This window comes from Streptomyces griseobrunneus, from assembly GCF_046713465.1.
In the GTDB taxonomy this organism is placed as follows: Bacteria; Actinomycetota; Actinomycetes; order Streptomycetales; family Streptomycetaceae; genus Streptomyces; species Streptomyces microflavus.
The window spans coordinates 4099266-4119501 of the sequence record NZ_CP177080.1 but is presented as its reverse complement, the minus strand read 5'-3'; the positions used below and the strand labels follow the sequence as shown (position 1 = coordinate 4119501).

Genomic DNA, 20236 nt, shown 5'->3' with positions numbered 1-20236 from the left:
GCACGCGATGCGAGAGGGGTGTCTCGGTGCCAGTCTTTGCCGGACCCGGCGCGGCCGAACCCGAACCGGGGCCATCCGGCTGTACCGCGTCGCCCGGCCGTCGGGGGCTCTCCTGCCCGCGCAACGAAACAGCCCCCGATCGGGTGATCGGGGGCTGTTTCACGTGAAACATCCGCAGAGCGGGACCGTACGGACTACTTGTCGGCGGGCTTCTCCGACGCGCCCGCACCCTTCGCGGCGACCGGCTTCCGCAGCTGGATGTTCAGCTCGCGCAGCCGGGACTCGTCCAGCTCGGTCGGCGCACCCATCATCAGGTCCTGGGCGTTGCCGTTGAGCGGGAAGGCGATCGTCTCGCGGATGTTGGGCTCGTCGGCCAGCAGCATCACGATGCGGTCGACACCCGGGGCGATGCCACCGTGCGGCGGGGCGCCGAGGCGGAACGCGCGGAGCATGCCCGCGAACTCGTGCTCGACGGTCTCGCGGTCGTAACCGGCGATCTCGAAGGCCTTGAGCATCAGCTCGGGCTCGTGGTTACGAATGGCGCCCGAGGACAGCTCGATGCCGTTGCAGACGATGTCGTACTGCCAGGCCAGGATGTCCAGCGGGTCCTTCTCCTCCAGGTCGGCCAGGCCGCCCTGGGGCATCGAGAAGGGGTTGTGCGAGAAGTCGATCTTCCCGGTCTCCTCGTCCTTCTCGTACATCGGGAAGTCGACGATCCAGCAGAACCGGAAGACGCCCTCCTCGAAGTGGCCGGCGCGCTTGGCGGCCTCGACCCGGACGACCGACATGATCTTGGAGACCTCGTCGAACTCGCCCGCGCCGAAGAAGACCGCGTGGCCCGGGACCAGCGAAAGGCGCTCGGTGAGCGTCTTGATGTCGGTCTCGGTGAGGAACTTGGCGATCGGTCCCGCCAGCGTGCCGTCCTCGCCCACACGCACCCAGGCCAGGCCCTTGGCGCCGTGCTCGACGGCGTACTCACCGAGGCCGTCGAAGAACTTGCGGGACTGGCCCGCGGTGTCCGGGACGGGCAGCGCACGGACGTGCTTGCCGGCGAACGCCTTGAACCCGGAGTCGGCGAAGACGTCCGAGATGTCGACGAGCTCCAGCTTGGCGCGCAGGTCCGGCTTGTCGTTGCCGTACTTCAGCATCGACTCGCGGAACGGGATGCGCGGGAACGGCGAGGTGACCTCGCGGCCGTTGCCGAACTCGGTGAAGAGCTCGGTCATCAGCTTCTCGATCGGCTGGAAGACGTCCTCCTGCTCGACGAACGACATCTCGACGTCGAGCTGGTAGAACTCGCCCGGCGAACGGTCCGCACGGGCGTCCTCGTCGCGGAAGCAGGGCGCGATCTGGAAGTAGCGGTCGAAGCCCGAGATCATCAGCAGCTGCTTGAACTGCTGCGGGGCCTGCGGCAGCGCGTAGAACTTGCCGGGGTTCAGCCGGGACGGGACGACGAAGTCACGGGCGCCCTCGGGGGAGGTCGCGGTGAGGATCGGGGTCGCCATCTCGTTGAAGCCGAGGGCCACCATCTTGGAGCGGATGGAGGCGATCACGGCCGAGCGCAGCAGGATGTTGCGGTGCATGCGCTCACGGCGCAGGTCGAGGAAGCGGTACTCCAGGCGCCGCTCCTCGTTGACGCCGTCCTCGGTGTTGATCGTGAAGGGCAGCGGGCCGGCCTCGCCGAGCACCTCGACCTCGGTGACCTCGATCTCGATCTCACCGGTCGGCAGCTCCGGGTTGACGTTGTCGGCGCCGCGCGCGGAGACCTTGCCGTCGATCCGGACGACGGTCTCCTTGGTCAGCTTCGCCAGGGCGTCGTTGCCGGGGGTGCCGGGGCGGGCGACGAGCTGCACCAGACCGTAGTGGTCGCGCAGATCGATGAAGAGGATGCCACCCAGGTCTCGGCGATTGTGCAGCCAGCCGCTCAGCCGGACGTCGGTGCCGACGTCAGAGGCGCGGAGCTCGCCGCAGGTGTGGGACCTGTACCGATGCATCGTCGTTCATCCAGTCTTCGCGGTTGGGGGTGGAATGAGCCACCCCAGGCTACCGCCCGGGGCCGGGCCCCTTCATTTCCCTTTACCGCCCGCTCCCGACCCGGGCCCGCAGTCGGCGCCCCCTCGGTGGCGTACGGAGAGCACATCTTCCTAAAGTGGGGCAATGCGCACCGAGGAAGTCCTGGCCGCGATCGCGACCGGCCTGTGGCGCTGGGACAACGCAGCCGGCACGGTCACGCTCGACGCGGAGGCGGCCCGGCTGCTCGGCCTGCCCGCCGAGCCCGGCAGCTACCGGGAGGCGGCGGTGCGCTCCCGTTTCCACCCGGTCGACTGGAACGAGATCTACGGCGTCGTGAACCTGGCCGTCGCCGAGGGCACCCTGGCCGAGGCCCGGCTGCGGATCGTGGACGAGCGGGGGAAGGTGCTGCGTACCGTACGCAGCCGCTCCAAGCCGGTCGTCGCGACGGACGGGGACCGGGAGAACTACGTGCTCATCGGCACGCTCCAGGAGGTCGCCGAGCCGCAGCTGGGGTCGTCCGGCCCCCACACGCCGATCACCGGGGACTGGCGCAGGTCCCGGGAGGCGTTCCTGCTGGACGCCGGGCGGGCGCTGGCGGAGGCCCGGTCCACGGAGGAGGTGCTGCGGGTCGCCGCGTCCCTCTCCATGCCCGGCTTCTCCCCGGACGGGCTCGCGGTCTTCGGCTCGGTCGGGGAGCGGCTGACGATCATCGGGCACCACGGGCAGAGCGCGGCCGACGAGGACCCCTTCACCGACATGCCCCTGGACACCGACTACCCGGCCGCCGAGGTCGTCCGCACCGGCCGCGCCATCTACCTCCCCTCCCCCGAGGAGTACCGCCGCCGCTACCCCGCCACCTGGCCGCTCGCCCGGCGCTTCGGGCGGCGGTCCTGGGCGTATCTGCCGCTGGTCTCCTCCGGCCGCACGATGGGCGCCTGGATGGCCGGGTTCCAGCACCCGGTGGGGTTCTCGCCCGACGAACGCGCGGTGCTCTCCACGGTCGCCCGGATGCTCGCCCAGGCGCTGGCCCGGGCCGGGGTCGCGGAGACCGAACGGGAGCTCTCGCTCGGCCTCCAGCGCTCGATGATGCCGACGCTGGGACCGGACATCCCCGGTATGACGGTCGCGGCGCGGTACGTACCGACCGGCGGCGGGCTCCAGGTGGGCGGCGACTGGTACGACATGATCCCGCTGCCGAACGGCCGGATCGCCCTGGTCATCGGTGACGTCCAGGGCCATGACGTGCGGGCCGCCGGGCTGATGGGCCAGCTGCGCATCGCCCTGCGCGCGTACGCCTCCGAGGGGCACCGCCCGGACGCGGTGCTCTCCCGGGCCTCGCGCTTCCTCTCCGGGCTGACGGACGCGTACGAGGGCGTGGCGGGCGACGACGAACCCTCGGCGCCGCGCTTCGCGACCTGCCTGTACGCGGAGGTGGACCCGGAGAACGGGACGCTGGACATCGCCCGCGCGGGCCATCCCGACCCGGTGGTGGTGAGCGCCGACGGCACCGCGGTGATCCGGCAGACGGCGGGCGGGCTGCCGCTCGGGATCGAGACGGACTCCGACTACCCCACCACCCGGGTGGTCCTGGAACCCGCCGAGACGATCATGTTCTGCACGGACGGCCTCATCGAGACCGGCGGCCACGACATGGCCACCGGCTGGGCCCGGCTGCAACCGGTCCTGGAGGAGCCCGCCGAGGACCTGGAGCAGATGGCCGACGCCCTGGTCCAGGCCGTGCACGGGCCGACCTCGCACTACACGACCGGGCCGCTCGCGGACCGCCGCGAGGACGACATCGCGGTGCTGGTGCTGCGGCGGGAGAGAGCGCGGGCGCCTCAGACGCCGATGCGCCGCAGCGTCATGACGATCGCGCAGGCCGAGCCCGAGCGGATCTCGGTGGGCCGGCAGCTCGTACGGGAGCTGCTGCACGACTGGAAGGACCCTGAGCAGGTCGACTCGGCGGTCCTGATGGTCTCGGAGATGGCCACCAACGTGCTGGTCCACACGGACGGCGACGCGCTGATGGCGGCGGAGGTCTCCGGGGAGCGGGGGGAGCGGCGGCTGCGGGTGGAGGTGGCCGACGCGAGCGACGAGCTGCCGCACAAGCGGAGGCCGGGGGAGATGGCTTCCAGCGGGCGGGGGCTGGTGCTGATGGAGATGCTGGCGGATGCGTGGGGGGTGGATCCGCGGGGGGAGGGGAAGTCGATCTGGTTCGAGCTGTACGAGTCGGCTGAGCCGGGGGAGTTGGGGGCGCTCTGAGGGGCCCGGGGCCCTGATTGCTGCGGGGCCACCCCCGTAACGGTTCCGTCCTCAAACGCCGGACGGGCTGGGATTGCCGCCGGAGCGCCTGCGTAGCTCGCCCAGTACGCCGAAAGCCGCCGCGCACATCGGGACGGCGAGCAGCATGCCCATCAGCCCGGCGACGCTCGCTCCCGCCGTCAGCGCGATCATGATCATCGCGGGGTGCATCTGCACCGTACGGCTCTGGATCACCGGCTGGAGCACATGCCCCTCAAGCACCTGGACCGCGAGGACCACCCCCAGCGCCCACAGCGCGATCACAAGCCCCCGGTCGGCCAGCGCGACCAGGACGGCGACGGCGCCGGAGAGGAAGGCCCCGAGGTACGGGATGTAGGCGCCGACGAAGACCAGCGCGCCCAGCCCCACCGCCCCCGGCACACCCAGGATCAGCAGGCCCACCGTGATGCACACGGCGTCGATCAGGGCGATGAACGTGGTGCCGCGCATGAAGCCCTCGACGGCCTCGAACGCCCGGCGCCCCATCGCCTCCACCAGGTCACCGGTGCCGCGCGGGGCCACCGCGTGCGCGAGGTCCACCGCCCGGTCGGAGTCCCGCAGGAAGAAGAAGGTCAGCAGGAGAGCCAGCACACTGGTCGCCACCAGTGTGCCGACCAGGCTGATACCGCTGAGCAGGCCCCCCGCGGCGCTCGCGCCGAACTTCTCGACCAGGTTCCTGGCGTTGTCGGCGAGGCTGTCGACGTCGGTGTTGCCGCCGATGTCGAGGTGGTCGACGACCCACTGCCCGGCGTCCTTCAAAGAGCGGACGATCTGGTCGCCGGAGTCGACGAGGGCGGTGACCACGATGTACCCGGCTCCGCCCACCACCGCGACGAGCGCCGCACAGGTCAGCCCGGCGGCCAGCGACCGGTTGAGCCGGCGGGCGACGAGCCAGCGGTGCACGGGGCCCAGCAGCGCGGTGCCGAGGAGGGCGAGCAGCACCGGCGTGACCGCGGTCTTGAGGGCGACGACCAGCCAGATCGCGACGGCGGCGACCCCCGCCACCAGCAGGACGACACCGCACCATGCGGCCGCGCGGCGGGCGCCGTCGGGCAGGAGGGGCTTGGAAGCAGGCACCCTCCCACCCGATCACGGTGTACGCCGGTGGGCCCGCCCGCCGCCACCGTACGGGTGACGGGCCGTCAGGCACGACCGCCCTCACCTTCACATGCCGTGAACGGCCGGGACCGCCCCAGGCGTCACATGCCGTGGACCGCCGGGACCGTGCCGAGGCGGCCGGCCTGGAAGTCCTCGAAGGCCTGCTTCAGCTCGGCCTGACTGTTCATCACGAACGGTCCGTAGTGGGCCATCGGCTCCCGGATCGGACGGCCGCCGAGGAGGACGATCTCCAGGTCCGGGGTGTTCCCGTCCTGCTTCTCGTCCGCGCGGACGGTCAGCGAACCGCCGCTGCCGAACACCGCGGTCTGCCCGAGGCGGATCGGACGGCGCTCCTCGCCGACCGTGCCGCGCCCGGCCAGGACGTACGCGAGGCCGTTGAAGTCCTCGCGCCAGGGCAGGGTCACCTCGGCGCCGGGCCGGACGGTGGCGTGGATCATCGTGATCGGGGTGTGGGTGATGCCGGGCCCCTGGTGTCCGTCGAGCTCACCGGCGATGACCCGGAGCAGCGCGCCGCCGTCCGGGGAGGCGAGGAGCTGGACCTCGCCGCCGCGGATGTCCTGGTAGCGCGGGTTCATCATCTTGTCGGCCTTGGGCAGGTTCACCCAGAGCTGGAGGCCGTGGAAGAGCCCGCCGGACAGGACGAGCGACTCCGGCGGCGCCTCGATGTGCAGCAGCCCCGACCCGGCGGTCATCCACTGGGTGTCGCCGTTCTCGATGGTGCCGCCGCCACCGTTGGAGTCCTGGTGGATGAAGGTGCCGTCGATCAGGTACGTGACGGTCTCGAAGCCGCGGTGCGGGTGCCAGGGCGTGCCCTTCGGCTCGCCGGCGGCGTACTCCACCTCACCCATCTGGTCCATCATGATGAACGGGTCGAGGTGCTGGTAGTTGATCCCCGCGAACGCGCGGCGGACCGGGAAGCCCTCGCCCTCGAATCCGCTCGGCGCCGTGGTGACGGCGAGCACGGGGCGGGCCACGGCGTCACCCGAAGCGGCCACCTTGGGCAGGGTCAACGGGTTTTCGACGGTCACTGCGGGCATGGGAGCCACCTCCGGGCGAGTCTTCTGGAATTAATTTAGTTGAATGGTGAACATCCTGCAAGGCGTGCGGCATTCCCGGTGCGCTCCGAGGTGCTCCCGACAGCGGAAAGGGCCTGCGCCGATCCCGGCGCAGGCCCTAGCCCGAAAAAGATGAAACCGCAGGTCAGCGATGCGCCGACTCTCGACTATCCGTACATGCGGCGCATCGCGAAGTCGACCATCTGCTCGACCGCCTTGGCGTCGAAGACCATCCGGTGATCGCCCTCCATGTCCAGGACGAAGCCGTACCCCGTGGGCAGCAGGTCGATCACCTCGGCGCCGGTGATCACGAAGTACTTGGACTCCTTGCCCGCGTAGAGCCGCAGCTCCTTGAGCGTGGTGAACATCGGGATCACGGGCTGCTGCGTGTTGTGCAGCGCCAGGAAGCCGGGGTTGTCACCGCGCGGGCAGTAGACCTTCGACGTGGCGAAGATCTGCTGGAAGTCCTCGGCGGAGAGGGAGCCGGTGGTGAAGGCCCGTACCGCGTCGGCCAGGGAGGGCGGGGAGGGCTCGGGATACAGCGGCTGCTCACCGTAGCCGCCACCCATCTGCCCCATCTGGCCCATCTGACCCATCTGCTGCTGAGCACCAGGGTTCTGGTCGTAGCCGTACATGCTGCAAAGAGTAATCGGACACATCTACGGCTTGAGGGGTTGCGCCTTATTACTGACGGGTAGCATCATCGTAGAGGTCAGCTGATACACCCGCGTCTGCCTGTCCCCACGCCTGCCTGTCGCCCGACCCGCATCACTCCCCGGGGCGCTGCGCGCCACTGCTATTGATTACGGAGCCTTCCCATGGGGCACTACAAGTCGAATCTCCGCGACATCGAGTTCAACCTCTTCGAGGTCCTCGGGCGCGACAAGCTGTACGGCACCGGTCCGTTCGCGGAGATGGACGTCGACACCGCGAAGAGCATCCTCGGCGAGGTCGTCCGCCTCGCGGAGAACGAGCTCGCCGACTCCTTCGCCGACGCCGACCGCAACCCGCCGGTCTTCGACCCGGAGACCAACACCGCGCCGGTCCCGGAGAGCTTCAGGAAGTCGTACCAGTCCTTCATGGACTCGGAGTACTGGCGCCTGGGCCTGCCCGAGGAGATCGGTGGCACCACCGCGCCCCGCTCCCTGATCTGGGGCTACGCGGAGCTGCTGCTGGGTGCGAACCCGGCCGTGTGGATGTACTCCTCCGGTCCCGCGTTCGCGGGCATCCTCTTCGAGGAGGGCACCGAGGAGCAGAAGAAGGTCGCGGAGATCGCCGTCGAGAAGCAGTGGGGCTCGACGATGGTGCTGACCGAGCCGGACGCCGGCTCCGACGTAGGCGCCGGGCGGACGAAGGCCGTGCAGCAGGAGGACGGCTCCTGGCACATCGAGGGTGTGAAGCGCTTCATCACCTCGGGCGAGCACGACATGTCCGAGAACATCCTCCACTACGTGCTGGCGCGCCCCGAGGGCGCGGGCCCCGGCACCAAGGGCCTCTCGCTCTTCCTGGTCCCGAAGTACCACTTCGACTGGACCACCGGTGAGCTGGGCGAGCGCAACGGTGTGTACGCGACGAACGTCGAGCACAAGATGGGCCTCAAGGCCTCCAACACCTGCGAGATGACCTTCGGCGACCGCCACCCCGCCAAGGGCTGGCTGATCGGCGACAAGCACGACGGCATCCGCCAGATGTTCCGCATCATCGAGTTCGCCCGCATGATGGTCGGCACGAAGGCCATCGCCACCCTCTCCACGGGCTACCTGAACGCGCTGGAGTACGCCAAGGAGCGCGTCCAGGGCACGGACCTCTCGCAGTTCATGGACAAGACGGCGCCCAAGGTCACCATCACGCACCACCCCGACGTGCGCCGCTCGCTCATGACGCAGAAGGCGTACGCCGAGGGCATGCGCTCCCTCGTGCTGTACACGGCCACCGTCCAGGACGCGATCCAGGAGAAGGAGGCCGCGGGCGAGGACGCCAAGGCGCTCAACGGCCTCAACGACCTCCTGCTGCCGATCGTGAAGGGGTACGGCTCCGAGAAGTCCTACGAGCAGCTGGCGCAGTCGCTCCAGACGTTCGGCGGCTCCGGGTACCTCCAGGAGTACCCGGTCGAGCAGTACATCCGGGACGCCAAGATCGACACCCTCTACGAGGGCACGACGGCCATCCAGGGCCAGGACTTCTTCTTCCGGAAGATCGTCCGCGACCAGGGCGTCTCGCTCAACACGCTCTCCGAGGAGATCAAGAAGTTCCTCGCGGGCGCCCAGGGCAACGAGGAGCTGGCGCCCGCGCTGGACTCGCTCGCCAAGGCGGCCGTGGACCTGGAGGCGATCGTCGGCACGATGATCACCGACCTCACCGCGACCGGCGAGGACGTCAAGAACATCTACAAGGTGGGCCTCAACACCACCCGCCTGCTGATGGCCTCCGGCGATGTCGTCGTCGGCTACCTGCTCCTCAAGGGCGCGACCGTGGCGGCCGAGAAGCTGCCGACCGCCTCCGCCAAGGACGTCGCCTTCTACCAGGGCAAGATCGCCGCCGCGAAGTTCTTCGCCGCGAACATCCTCCCGGGCGTCTCGGCCGAGCGCGCGCTCGCCGAGAACGTCGACAACTCCCTGATGGAGCTGGACGAGGCCGCGTTCTAGGGAATCGCTCGCCTGTTTCGTCAACATGCGCCGCCATCCGGAATTCGTTCGGGTGGCGGCGCTGTCGTATCAGCTGGGTAGGCGGGGCCGCTGAGCCCACAATCCCATCCATGGGAGAGACCATGGCCGCCGAGGAACTGCCCGATCACTCGCTGTACCGCCAGCCGGACGGCTCGAGGTGGCCGGTCCCACCACCGGCCGGCTACACAGTGGACGACTTCTTCACGCTCGACCTCCCGCCGCACACCGAGCTGATCGACGGGAGCCTGGTCTTCGTCGGTCCGCAGCGGGCATTCCACACGCTGACGATGTACCTGCTGGAGCAGGGACTGCGGCAGCACGTCCCGAACGGTCTCCGCCTGCGTCGGGAAATGGCAGTGGTGCTGGGCAAGAGAAATGTCCCGGAGCCGGATGTCGTCGTGGTCGAGGCAGAAGCAGTCAAGAGCCGACGCCAGAACCGCTACCAGGCCGCCGACGTCCTCCTCGCCGTGGAAGTCGTCTCCCCCGACTCCGAGGACCGCGACCGGGACACCAAGCCGCACAAGTACGCGGCGGCCGGAATCAAGCACTTCTGGCTCGTCGAGATGACCGGCGAGAACGACCGCCCCATGGTCATCACCTACGAGCTCGACCCGGTCAACAAGACGTACGTCTCCACCGGCGTCCACCACGACCGCCTCAAGCTCTCCGCCCCGTACGACATCGACATCGACCTGACCGCGATCGACGAGCTGTAGCCCCCGGGGAGCACCGCGACGGTCACCGGATACCGGACGCGGGTCCCTCGATACAGTGAAGACCATGAGTTCTCGCCACCGGTTCGACCGTGCGCACACCGATGATCTGATGTCCTTCCTGGCGGCGAGCCCGTCCCCGTACCACGCCGTGGCCAACGCGGCCGCCCGGCTTGAGGTGGCCGGATTCCGCCAGGTCGAGGAGACCGCCGCCTGGGACGCGACCGCCGGCGGGAAGTACGTGCTCCGCGGCGGAGCGATCATCGCCTGGTACGTCCCGGAGGGAGCGACCGCGCACACCCCGTTCCGGATCGTCGGCGCGCACACCGACTCCCCGAACCTGCGGGTGAAGCCGCTGCCCGACACCGGATCCCACGGCTGGCGCCAGATCGCCGTCGAGATCTACGGCGGCACGCTGCTGAACACCTGGCTCGATCGGGACCTGGGCCTCGCGGGGCGGATCTCGCTGCGGGACGGCACCCACCGGCTGGTCAACATCGACCGGGCGCTGCTGCGGGTGCCGCAACTGGCCGTGCACCTGGACCGGTCGGCCAACACCGACGGCCTCAAGCTCGACCGGCAGCGCCACATGCAGCCGATCTGGGGGCTCGGGAACGTGGAGGAGGGCGACCTGATCCGCTTCGTCGCCGAGGAGGCCGGCGTCGACCCCGAGGACGTCACCGGCTGGGACCTCATGCCGCACGCCATCGAGCCGCCGTCCTACCTGGGCCGCGACCGGGAGCTGGTCGCCGGGCCCCGCATGGACAACCTCCTGTCCGTGCACGCCGCGACCGCCGCCCTGGCCGCCGTCGCCGGACAGCCGGACGAGGAGCTCCCGTACATCCCCGTGCTTGCTGCCTTCGACCACGAGGAGAACGGCTCGCAGTCCGACACCGGGGCCGACGGGCCGCTCCTGGGCACGGTCCTGGAGCGCTCGGTCTTCGCCCGGGGCGGTACGTACGAGGACCGCGCCCGCGCCTTCGCAGGAACGGTCTGCCTCTCCTCCGACACCGGCCACGCCGTGCACCCCAACTACGCCGAGCGGCACGACCCGACGCACCACCCGGTCGCCAACGGCGGGCCGATCCTCAAGGTCAACGTCAACATGCGGTACGCCACCGACGGCAGCGGCCGGGCGGTGTTCGCCGCCGCCTGCGAGAAGGCGGGCGTGCCGTGGCAGACGTTCGTCTCCAACAACTCGATGCCCTGCGGCACGACGATCGGCCCGATCACCGCCGCCCGGCACGGCATCCAGACCGTGGACATCGGGGTCGCGATCCTCTCCATGCACAGCGCCCGTGAACTCTGCGGGGCGGACGACCCGTATCTGCTGGCGAACGCGCTCACGGCGTTCCTGACGGACTGACACCCACACTCAACGAGCGCCCCGGACATGGTTGTTGTCCGGCCGGGTACCCGACCCGTACACCGGTCCGGATTCACCGGATCGTCAAGGAGGCGGGATTCATGGGACTCGGAGGATGCATTCTCCTGATCGGTGGTGGCGCGATTCTGGCGTTCGCGACCGACTGGAAGGTGGACACCGTCAATGTCGACCTGGTCGGCTGGATCATGATGCTCGTCGGCCTCATCGGGGTCTTCGTCTACATGAGCATCGCGCGCCGTCGGCGCATGGTCGTGCCGCCCACCACCACGGTCGTCCAGGACGACCAGCAGCGCTACCACTGACCGGCGGCCGCGGCCGGGCGACAGAGGCGAGGACCCGGCCCGTCCGACGGCCGAAAACCGGCGCCTACCAGGCGTGACCCCGGCGTCCGGCGCCTGGCGGCCCCGATATTCTGGAACGGATCCCGCGCCCCCACCGCGGGCGCGTCCCGCCCGGAAGGGGAGCCGCTCGTGGAGTTCCGGCTGCTCGGCACGGTCTCTGTCGAAACGCTCACCGGTCCCCTGCCGCTCGGACCCGCGAAACGGCGCAGCCTACTGGCCGCGCTCCTGCTGTCCCCCAACACCCCGGTCACCGTCGGCAGGCTGACGGACTCCCTGTGGGACGACGAACCCCCGCTGCACGCCCGCAGCGTAATCCAAGGGCACGTCTCCCGTCTCCGTGCCCTCCTGGTGGGCGCGGACGCGGAGGCGTACGGAGTGGAACTGGCCACCGTCGGCGACGCGTACGTCCTGCGGTTGCCGGAGACCCTGCTGGACTCGCAGCGGTTCGAGGAACTGCTGATGCTGGCGCGGGAGCAACGCTCCCCCGCTGACACGGTCCTGATGCTCAAGGAGGCCCTGTCCCTGTGGCAGGGCCCCGCGCTCAGCGGCGCCCTCACCGGTCCGCCGCTCAGGGCGGCCGCGCACTCGCTGGAGGAGTCGCGGCTGGCGACGGTCGAGCACCTGGCCCGCACGTACGGGGCGCTGGGCGAACACCACCGCGCGGCGGCCCTGCTGGCGGCGGAGACGGCGGCGCACCCGCTGCGGGAGTCGCTCGCGGCGGCGCTGATGCTGGCCCTGTACCGGGTGGGACGCCAGTCGGAGGCCCTGGACCGCTTCCACCGCACCCGGCGGCTGCTCGCGGACGAGCTGGGCGTCGACCCGGGCCCCGGACTCGCCGACGCGTACGCGCTGATCCTGCGGGGGGAACCGGGACCTGCCGAGCCCGGGGACGGAGGCGTCCCGGAGCCCGTGAGCGCCACCGGGCCCCGGCCCGGGACGGCGCCCACGGCCGTACCCGACCAGGCCGCCCCCGTACGCAATACCGATCCCCATCCCGGCCCCGGCCCCGCTCCCGCCGCCAGGTCCGGCAACGCAGCAGCCCTCACCGCGGTCGACGACGCGGCCGCCGACCTCCTCCCCCGCGCCCCTCGCGGCTTCCACGGGCGCGGGCCCGAACTGGCCGCGCTCACCCGGGCGGCGGCGGGCGAGGCACCCGTCTGTCTGGTCACCGGCCCTGCCGGGGTGGGCAAGACCGCGCTGGCCCTCCAGTGGGCGCACCGAAGCCCCGCGCTCTTCCCGGAGGGGCGGCTCTTCGCCGACCTGCGCGGGTTCAGCGAGGCCGGGGAGGCCGCGCTCATCGACGTACTGCGGGAGTTCCTGCTCGCGCTCGGTGTCGCACCGCGCCGGGTCCCGGAGTCCGTCCAGGCCGCGGCCGCGCTCTTCCGGTCGCTGACGGATCGGCGCCGGCTGCTGGTGATCCTCGACAACGCCCGCGACTCCGCCACCGTCCGGCCGCTGCTCCCGGGCGGCAGCGACTGCGTCACGCTGGTCACCAGCCGCCACCGGCTGGAAGGGCTGATCGCCTCGGACGCCGCCCGGCCCGTCCCGCTCGACACCCTCGAACCCCACGACGGGACGGCCCTGTTCGCCGGGGTGCTCGGCGAGGAGCGGGTCCACGCCGAACCCGTGGCGGCCCGCCGGCTCGCCGAGCTCTGCGGCGGACTGCCGCTCGCCCTGCGCGTCACCGCCGCCCGGCTGGCCGGACGCCCGCGCTGGACGCTCGCCGCGCTGGCCGACGAACTGGCCGACGAGCGCTCCCGGCTGGCCTACCTCGACGTGGACGACACCGGGGTCGCAGCCGCCCTGCGGCTGACCGTCCAGCACCTGCCGCCCGAAGCGGTCCACCAGTTCGCCCGGCTCGGCCACCATCCCGGCGGCCACTTCGACCCGTACACGGCCGCCGCGCTGGCCGGGACGGACCCGGTCACCGCCACCGCCGCGCTGGAACGGCTGGCCGCGGCCCACCTCGTCACCGAGACCGCGCCCGGGCACTGGGTGCTGCACGACCTGGTGCGCCTGTACGCCCGCGGGCTCGACCCGGCCGCCGCGTCCGAGGCGCTGGCCCGCGTACTCGACCATTACATCGCCACCGCCCTGGTCGTCGCCGACACCGCGGAGCCCGGCGGCGAGCCCTGCTTCGTCCTGCCGGACGACTACCGTCGCCCCTCCGCCGTACGGGACTTCGCCGACCGTACGGCCGCGATGCGCTGGCTGGCCGCCGAGCGGGACGACCTGGCGCTGGCCGCCGTCGCCGCCCGGGCCGCGGGGCTCGACGACCGGGCGTGGCGGATCATCCTGCTCCAGTGGCCGCAGGTGGTGTGGCGGGCCCGGGACAGCTGGTCCCCGCTGCTGGAGCTGGCGCTCGACTCGGCGCGCGCGGGTAAGGACGCGTACGCCGAATCGCGGGTGCTCACCCTGCTGGGCTGGGTGCTGACGGAGGAGGGCCGGACTGGCGAGGCCGCCGCCCTCCTGGAGCGCTCGCCCCTGCTCGCCCGCCAGGCCGGCGACCCGCTGGGGGAGGCGACCGCGCTGATCAATCTGGCGGTCGTCCAGGCCGAACTGGGTGAGCTGGACACGGCACAGGAAGGGTGCGTACAGGCCGTCGAGCTGGCCCGTACGGAGGGGGACCGGCACACCGAGATGCTCGCCCTCCAGCACCTCGCCCGGATGCAGCTCACCGCGGGACGCCCCGAGGATGCCCTGGCGTCCGCCCGGACGGCGCTCGACCTGGGACCCGAGCACGAGGAGGTGGCCCGCCGGACCCTGCTGCTGGCCGTCAGCGGCGAGGCCCGCGTCGCGCTCGGCGAGGAGGACGAGGGCATACGGCTGCTGGACCGGGCGGCGACGGAGGCGGAGCGCGCCGGGTACGACGAGGGGGCCGTACGGGCGCTGGGACCGCTGCTGCGCGTGACGGCACGGGCCGACCACCGGCGACGGCACGAAGAGGCTCTGCGACGGCTTTCCGGCGAGGGCTGAGCGCCGAGCGCGGCGGGCCGGGACACCACCCGGTACGCGAGCCACCCGGACGTCAGCCGGACGTCAGCGATACGTGAGCGGCGGCGGGCAGAGTCATCCCTGTCAGCAACCCGGGGCGGTCGTCTCGACCGGGCGTCCGTCCCACCACCACTCCCGGGGGAGCCTCCGTGCGTACGTTCCGCAACCGCAGCACCGTCCTGGCCGCCACGACCACCGCGGTCCTGGCCCTCACCCTCACCGCCTGCGGTGACAACGACACCGGCACCAAGTCCGCCGGTCCGGCGGTGAGCGCCGGCGCGACGGTCGCAGCGCAGCCCGGGTCGGAGAAGGCCACCGACGACGCGCAGGAAACCGGGACCACCGGGTCCGGCGGCACCGAGCAGGCCGTCGGCACGGCCAAGGGCTCCGGCACCACCGGGTCCGCCTCTTCCTCCGGCGGCACTTCGGGTGCCTCCGCCCCCCTCTGCACCGCGCAGGGCCTCCAGATCACCGCCGAGCGCCAGGACGGCCCGCCCTACACCCACCTCACGCTGACCGCGAAGAACACCTCCGGCGCCGGCTGCGAGATGAAGGAATACCCGCACATCCACTTCCTGGACAACGCGCGGGGCATCGTCCCGCCCGTCGCCAAGAGCAAGCCGGCGGTCCCGGTGATCCTGGAGCCCGGTCAGTCCGCCTATGCAGCGGTGCGCATGTCCGAGGGTGGCCGGAAGGAGAGCACCGAGACGGTGAAGGAGTTCACGGTGACGCTGAAGGCCAACGGGGGCGGGGCGGCGGTCGTGAAGTCCCCCGCCCCCGAGGGCCTCGCCGTCAACCCGCAGAAGTGGGCCACCGGCTACTGGACCGCCGAGCTGCGCAACGGCGCCGACGAGTTCTGAGCCGTCGGCGCCACCGGCCACCAGCCCTCAGCAAGGGCTGTCCATCCCTGCCAGCACCAGCGGCAGCCGGGGCGTTCCCTCAGCGGTCACGCGGACGGGGACGCCCCAGTCCTGCTGGTGGACATGGCAGGCCGGGTACTCGTTGGCCGGGTCGTCGTCGCAGGACGCCGCCATCGCGGAGACGTGCAGCACGCCCTCGGTGACCCCGTCCGCGAGGACCAGGTCGCGCCCGAGGTCCGTGCCCGCGCCGGAGCCCTCGGCGAGCAGCTCGGGCGGGGTGGCGGAGACCAGCAGCCGGGTGGACGGCCCGTACCGGGTGTCCAGCTTCTGGCCCGCCGGCGCCTGGAAGACCACATCGAGGCGGAGGGTGCCCGGGGCGATCTCGGTCGCGGCCCGCCGGGTGCGGTGCGCCTGCTCGGCGACGCGCACGGCCTCCTCGGGCAGGCGGAGACGGGTGAGGCGGTGGCGGGCGGACTCGACGACGACCAGGTCGCCGTCGACCAGCACCGCGTCGCTGGGCTCGCGGACGTCGGTGGCCAGCGTGGTGACCTCGTCGGTCGCGGGGTCGTAGCGGCGCAGGGCGTGGTTGTACGTGTCCGAGATCGCCACGGACCCGTCGGGCAGCGCGGTCACGCCGATCGGGTGCTGGAGCAGCGCCTGGGAGGCCGCCCCGTCGCGGTGGCCGAAGTCGAAGAGGCCGGTGCCGACGGCGGTGTGCACGTGCTCGTCCCGGTCGACCCAGCGCAGGGCGGAGGTCTCGGAGTCGGCGATCCAGAGCCGCTCGCCGTCGGCGGAGACCGCGAGCCCGGACGGCTGGGCGAACCAGGCCTCGGCGGCCGGTCCGTCGACCAGGCCCTCGTTGGTGGTCCCGGCGGCGACGCGTACGGCCTGGTCCTCGGGGTCGTACGTCCACAGCTGGTGCACGCCCGCCATGGCGATCCAGAGCCGGTCGCCGAACCAGGCCAGGTCCCACGGCGAGGAGAGGTCCACCTCGCGCGCCGGACCGCTGGTCGGGGTCCCCTGCCACCACTGGCGGCCGGTCCCGGCGAGGGTGCCGGTCACGCCGGTCGTGAGGTCCAGGGCGCGGATCGCGTGGTTGACGGTGTCCGCGACGGCGATGCGGCCGTCGGGGAGCACGGCGAGCCCCTGCGGCTCGCTGAACCGGGCCTCGTCCGGCCCGCCGTCGCTCAGCCCCCGCTCGCCCGTGCCGAAGTGCCGCCGTACGGTCTCGCCGTCCTCGTCCAGCTCGACCAGGCGGTGCCGGGTGGTGTCGGAGACGAGGAAACCGCCGTCGGGCAGGAGCAGCGCCTTGCCCGGGAAGCGCAGATGCGTGGCGACGGGCTCGGGCGCCACGTACGGGCCGTCGCCCCGGCGGAGCGTGCCCTTGGCCCCGTGCTCAGCCTCCAGCTCCTCGACCAGCTTCTCGATGGCGTGCGCGTGGCCCTCGCCCGCGTGCTGGGCGACGACATAGCCCTCGGGGTCGATGACGACGAGCGTCGGCCAGGCCCGGACGGCGTACTGCTTCCAGGTGGCCAGCTCGGGGTCGTCGAGCACCGGGTGGTGGACCTCGTACCGCTCGACGGCGTCGACGACGGCCTGGTGCTCGGCCTCGTGGACGAACTTCGGCGAGTGGACGCCGATGATCACCACGGTGTCGCGGTGCTTCTCCTCCAGCTCCCGCAGCTCATCCAGGACATGCAGGCAGTTCACACAGCAGAACGTCCAGAAATCGAGGATGACGATGCGTCCTCGCAGTTCGGAGAGGGTGTACTGCCGGTCGCCTGTATTGAGCCAGCCGCCCTTGCCGATGAGTTCGGGGGCGCGGACGCGTGCACGTGTTGCCATGCCACAAGTCAACACCGCCCCCACCTGCACGCATTCCGCCGGGGCCCGGGGGAATCTGTGTCGCATGAGACTTCTCGTGCGTGAGCGCCTGTTCGCCATCGGTGACGACTACTGGATCGAGGACACCGAGGGCCGCAAGGTCTTCCTGGTCGACGGCAAGGCCATGCGGCTGCGCGACACCTTCGAGCTCAAGGACGCCGACGGCCGGGTGCTGGTCGAGCTGCGCCAGAAGCTGATCAGCCTGCGCGACACCATGCTCATCGAGCGCGGCGGCGAGGAGCTGGCCAAGGTCAAGCGCAAGCGGCTCTCGCTGCTCCGCAACCACTACCGGGTGACCCTGGTGGACGGGACGGAGATCGACGTCAGCGGCAAGATCCTGGACCGCGAGTTCGCCATCGAGTACGACGGTGAGCTGCTGGCCCAGGTCTCGCGGCGCTGGCTGACGGTCCGGGACACGTACGGCATCGACGTGGTGCGGGAGGACGCGGACATCGCGCTGCTGATCGCCGTGTCGATGTGTGTGATCGTGCTGGCGGACAAGGAGCACGAGGACTGAGCGCGCCCTCGCGCGGGAGTTCGCTGTTTCACGTGAAACAGCGCGGGGGCTCAGGAACGTGCCGACGCATGGCGCGCTGCCGCCCGTCGGTCCGCCTGTACGAAGGCGGCTGCCGCAAGGGCGACGGTGGCCGCGAAGGAGACCGCGAGGGCGGGGTTGAGCCAGGACGGTACGACCCCGCTGGTGAACTCCCTGCCGTCGGGGGTGCGGCACAGGACGCGCAGCGGCAGAAACTGCACCTGTCGCGCGCCCACCTGTACGTTCTGAGGCCGATCGCCCGCGTCGCGGCACTGGTGCATGGGCGTCGAGTCCGCCCCCGACCCGGCCTCGCTGAGCGCGACGCCGACGAGGACGAGGCCGAAGAGGTAGAGGACGACCGTGACAGCGGCGGCGAAGATCGCCGTGCCACGGAGCAACGTCGATTCGGCACTGCCCGGTTCGGCCATGGCGCTCACTGTAGACAAGCGCCCCGGCCCCGTGCAGGGCAGTCCTCAGCTCGGCGGCGCGAGTCCCAGGCGGCGGTCCTTCAGCGCCGGGAACTGCTCCCGGGTCGCGCCCACCTTCGCCGGGTCGAACTCCACGGTCAGGATCTCCTCGTCCGACCCGGCCTCGGCGAGGACCTCGCCCCACGGGTCGACGACGATGCTGTGCCCGGCCTGCGGGATGTCGGCGTGGGTGCCGGCCGTGCCGACGGCGAGCACGTACGCCTGGTTCTCGACGGCTCGGGCCTGCGCGAGGAGCGTCCAGTGCGCGCGGCGGCGCTCGGGCCAGCCGGCCGCCACGACGAGCGTCTCGGCGCCCGCGTCGACGAGCCCGCGGAACTGCTCCGGGAAGCGCAGGTCGTAACAGGTGGCCAGGCCCAGGGTGGTCTGCGGCAGGGCGACGGTCACCAGCTCCTCGCCCGCGCCCATCATCACCGCCTCGCCCTTGTCGAAGCCGAAGCGGTGGATCTTGCGGTAGACCGCCGAGCGCTCGCCGTCCGGTGAGAAGACGAGCGTGGTGTTGTAGAGGGTGCCGTCCGGCGCGCGCTCGACGAAGGAGCCCGCGTGCAGCCAGACCCCGGCCTCGGCGGCCGCCTTGGCCATCACCTCGTGGGTGGGGCCCTGGAGCGGCTCGGCCTCCTCATCGAACACGGTGTAGGCGAACGCCCCGACCGGCCAGAGCTCGGGAAGGACGACCAGGTCGGAGCCGCGCTGGGCGACCACCAGGGAGGCCGCTCGCTGCCGCCGGGCCTCGACGGATTCGTCCGGGTCTACTGCGATCTGGATGAGGGAGGCGCGCACACTACCACCGTCCTGGCATTCGAGCCGTCAACACGGGCCTACGATCGTCACACGAAAGCACTGCCGGGGTGCCTGCTCGCAGCGTAACTTAGGCGACTGAACCTCCACGTAGCCCGCAGCCCGCAGCCCACGACAGCGTCGTCCGTGCCGGCCCGCCCGCCGGCACTCCCTGCTCTCCAGCCCATGCACCGAAGAACCGCCGAGGGGTCCCGTGACCGTCCATCCCATCCTCCAGACCTACGCCGACTCCGCGACTCACTCCATCGAAGCGATAGCCGACCTGGTCAAGCCACTCGCGGAGGGGGAGTGGAACCGCCGTACGCCGTGCCCCGGATGGTCGGTGCGGGACATCGTGTCGCACGTCATCGGCATGGAGTGCGAGATGCTCGGCGACCCGCGCCCGATCCACACGCTGCCGCGCGACCTCTACCACGTACAGAACGACTTCACCCGGTACATGGAGATGCAGGTCGACGTCCGGCGCCACCACACCGCGCCCGAGATGACGTCCGAGCTGGAGTACGTGCTCATCCGCCGTGCCCGGCAGCTCCGCAACGAGTCCCGCGCCCCGGAGACGATGGTCCGCGCGCCCCTGGGCGCCGAGCAGACCCTCGAAGTGGCGCACAACATGCGGGCCTTCGACGTCTGGGTGCACGAGCAGGACCTGCGGGCGACGCTCGGTCAGCCGGGCAACCTGGACTCCCCCGGCGCGCACATCACCCGGGACGTCCTGCTCACCGCGCTGCCGAAGGTGGTCGCGAAGGACGCGGGCGCCCCGGCCAACTCGGCGGTGGTGCTGGACGTGCACGGTCCGGTGGAGTTCCTGCGGACGGTACGGGTCGACGCCGACGGCCGCGGTTCGATCGACGGCTCCCCCTCGCTGGGCCCGGCCGTGACCCTGTCGATGGACTGGGAGACGTACGTACGCCTCGCCTGCGGCCGGGTCCGCCACACGGCGGTCGCCGACCGGATCAAGGCCGAGGGCGACCAGGAGCTGGCCACCGCGATCCTGGACCACTTCGCCGTCACCCCGTAGCTCTCGGCGGCGCCCGCCCCGTACTTCACGGATGGGCGGGCGCGCCGCCGGGCACATCGGTGCACGG

General features: G+C 71.4%; 16 protein-coding genes. 9 read left to right on the top strand and 7 right to left on the bottom strand.

The features are described 5' to 3' along the window. Nucleotides 1-194 precede the first annotated feature (194 nt). Nucleotides 195-1994: an aspartate--tRNA ligase gene (gene aspS / locus ACK8N7_RS18805; protein ID WP_031122464.1), complete on the bottom strand. Its 1800-nt coding sequence runs from the start codon at nt 1992-1994 to the stop codon at nt 195-197. Nucleotides 1995-2157: 163 nt separating this feature from the next. Here aspS and ACK8N7_RS18800 point away from each other — a divergent pair, with 163 nt between their 5' ends. Then, entirely contained in the window at nt 2158-4275 is a 2118-nt protein-coding gene (locus ACK8N7_RS18800) for an ATP-binding SpoIIE family protein phosphatase (RefSeq protein WP_403213486.1), read from the top strand. Nucleotides 4276-4326: 51 nt separating this feature from the next. Here the strand turns inward: ACK8N7_RS18800 and ACK8N7_RS18795 are convergent, their stop codons facing one another. The 3 genes from ACK8N7_RS18795 to ACK8N7_RS18785 all read right to left on the bottom strand — a co-directional run bounded on the left by ACK8N7_RS18795 (nt 4327) and on the right by ACK8N7_RS18785 (nt 7123). Next, complete coding sequence (locus ACK8N7_RS18795) at nt 4327-5391, bottom strand: AI-2E family transporter (protein ID WP_403213488.1); 1065 nt, start codon at nt 5389-5391, stop codon at nt 4327-4329. Between the two features lie 122 nt (nt 5392-5513). Then, nucleotides 5514-6470, bottom strand: a complete 957-nt coding sequence (locus ACK8N7_RS18790) for a pirin family protein (RefSeq protein WP_015609739.1) — start codon at nt 6468-6470, stop codon at nt 5514-5516. A 185-nt stretch (nt 6471-6655) separates the two neighbouring features. Further along, nucleotides 6656-7123: an SseB family protein gene (locus ACK8N7_RS18785; protein ID WP_007447855.1), complete on the bottom strand. Its 468-nt coding sequence runs from the start codon at nt 7121-7123 to the stop codon at nt 6656-6658. 183 nt (nt 7124-7306) lie between these two features. Between ACK8N7_RS18785 and ACK8N7_RS18780 the strand changes: the two genes are divergently transcribed. The 6 genes from ACK8N7_RS18780 to ACK8N7_RS18755 all read left to right on the top strand — a co-directional run bounded on the left by ACK8N7_RS18780 (nt 7307) and on the right by ACK8N7_RS18755 (nt 15449). Continuing rightward, nucleotides 7307-9133 carry an acyl-CoA dehydrogenase gene (locus ACK8N7_RS18780; protein ID WP_015609741.1) on the top strand — a complete coding sequence of 609 codons (1827 nt, stop codon included), beginning with the start codon at nt 7307-7309 and terminating at the stop codon, nt 9131-9133. A gap of 110 nt (nt 9134-9243) precedes the next feature. Further along, nucleotides 9244-9870 carry a Uma2 family endonuclease gene (locus ACK8N7_RS18775; protein ID WP_403213490.1) on the top strand — a complete coding sequence of 209 codons (627 nt, stop codon included), beginning with the start codon at nt 9244-9246 and terminating at the stop codon, nt 9868-9870. A gap of 64 nt (nt 9871-9934) precedes the next feature. Continuing rightward, on the top strand, nt 9935-11233 hold the full coding sequence (locus tag ACK8N7_RS18770) for a M18 family aminopeptidase (RefSeq protein ID WP_164358856.1): 1299 nt from the start codon (nt 9935-9937) through the stop codon (nt 11231-11233). Between the two features lie 101 nt (nt 11234-11334). Next, nucleotides 11335-11556 carry a DUF6458 family protein gene (locus ACK8N7_RS18765; RefSeq protein ID WP_015609744.1) on the top strand — a complete coding sequence of 74 codons (222 nt, stop codon included), beginning with the start codon at nt 11335-11337 and terminating at the stop codon, nt 11554-11556. Nucleotides 11557-11724: 168 nt separating this feature from the next. Next, complete coding sequence (locus tag ACK8N7_RS18760; RefSeq protein WP_403213492.1) at nt 11725-14571, top strand: AfsR/SARP family transcriptional regulator; 2847 nt, start codon at nt 11725-11727, stop codon at nt 14569-14571. A gap of 167 nt (nt 14572-14738) precedes the next feature. Further along, on the top strand, nt 14739-15449 hold the full coding sequence (locus ACK8N7_RS18755) for a DUF4232 domain-containing protein (protein WP_500443315.1): 711 nt from the start codon (nt 14739-14741) through the stop codon (nt 15447-15449). A gap of 27 nt (nt 15450-15476) precedes the next feature. On the opposite strand, the gene ACK8N7_RS18750 is transcribed toward ACK8N7_RS18755, so the two are convergent. Further along, nucleotides 15477-17294 carry an NHL domain-containing thioredoxin family protein gene (locus ACK8N7_RS18750; RefSeq protein ID WP_500443313.1) on the bottom strand — a complete coding sequence of 606 codons (1818 nt, stop codon included), beginning with the start codon at nt 17292-17294 and terminating at the stop codon, nt 15477-15479. Between the two features lie 64 nt (nt 17295-17358). On the opposite strand from ACK8N7_RS18750, the gene ACK8N7_RS18745 reads away from it, so the two are divergent. Continuing rightward, nucleotides 17359-17850 carry an LURP-one-related/scramblase family protein gene (locus ACK8N7_RS18745; RefSeq protein ID WP_403213498.1) on the top strand — a complete coding sequence of 164 codons (492 nt, stop codon included), beginning with the start codon at nt 17359-17361 and terminating at the stop codon, nt 17848-17850. A gap of 50 nt (nt 17851-17900) precedes the next feature. Here ACK8N7_RS18745 and ACK8N7_RS18740 read toward each other — a convergent pair whose 3' ends face one another. Both ACK8N7_RS18740 and ACK8N7_RS18735 read right to left on the bottom strand, forming a co-directional pair. Beyond that, nucleotides 17901-18296, bottom strand: a complete 396-nt coding sequence (locus ACK8N7_RS18740) for a hypothetical protein (RefSeq protein WP_403213500.1) — start codon at nt 18294-18296, stop codon at nt 17901-17903. A 45-nt stretch (nt 18297-18341) separates the two neighbouring features. Then, a complete protein-coding gene (locus ACK8N7_RS18735; protein WP_403213502.1) occupies nt 18342-19133 on the bottom strand; it encodes a carbon-nitrogen family hydrolase in 792 nt (263 codons plus the stop codon). 211 nt (nt 19134-19344) lie between these two features. Between ACK8N7_RS18735 and ACK8N7_RS18730 the strand changes: the two genes are divergently transcribed. Then, entirely contained in the window at nt 19345-20169 is an 825-nt protein-coding gene (locus tag ACK8N7_RS18730; RefSeq protein ID WP_403213504.1) for a maleylpyruvate isomerase family mycothiol-dependent enzyme, read from the top strand. Nucleotides 20170-20236: the final 67 nt, after the last annotated feature.

Bases quoted from the DNA above. Each gene is read 5' to 3' on its own strand.
- aspS (WP_031122464.1), bottom strand. From the start codon at position 1,994: ATGCATCGGTACAGGTCCCACACCTGCGGCGAGCTCCGCGCCTCTGAC.
- ACK8N7_RS18800 (WP_403213486.1), top strand. From the start codon at position 2,158: ATGCGCACCGAGGAAGTCCTGGCCGCGATCGCGACCGGCCTGTGGCGC.
- ACK8N7_RS18790 (WP_015609739.1), bottom strand. From the start codon at position 6,470: ATGCCCGCAGTGACCGTCGAAAACCCGTTGACCCTGCCCAAGGTGGCC.
- ACK8N7_RS18785 (WP_007447855.1), bottom strand. From the start codon at position 7,123: ATGTACGGCTACGACCAGAACCCTGGTGCTCAGCAGCAGATGGGTCAG.
- ACK8N7_RS18780 (WP_015609741.1), top strand. From the start codon at position 7,307: ATGGGGCACTACAAGTCGAATCTCCGCGACATCGAGTTCAACCTCTTC.
- ACK8N7_RS18775 (WP_403213490.1), top strand. From the start codon at position 9,244: ATGGGAGAGACCATGGCCGCCGAGGAACTGCCCGATCACTCGCTGTAC.
- ACK8N7_RS18770 (WP_164358856.1), top strand. From the start codon at position 9,935: ATGAGTTCTCGCCACCGGTTCGACCGTGCGCACACCGATGATCTGATG.
- ACK8N7_RS18765 (WP_015609744.1), top strand. From the start codon at position 11,335: ATGGGACTCGGAGGATGCATTCTCCTGATCGGTGGTGGCGCGATTCTG.
- ACK8N7_RS18750 (WP_500443313.1), bottom strand. From the start codon at position 17,294: ATGGCAACACGTGCACGCGTCCGCGCCCCCGAACTCATCGGCAAGGGC.
- ACK8N7_RS18745 (WP_403213498.1), top strand. From the start codon at position 17,359: ATGAGACTTCTCGTGCGTGAGCGCCTGTTCGCCATCGGTGACGACTAC.
- ACK8N7_RS18740 (WP_403213500.1), bottom strand. From the start codon at position 18,296: ATGGCCGAACCGGGCAGTGCCGAATCGACGTTGCTCCGTGGCACGGCG.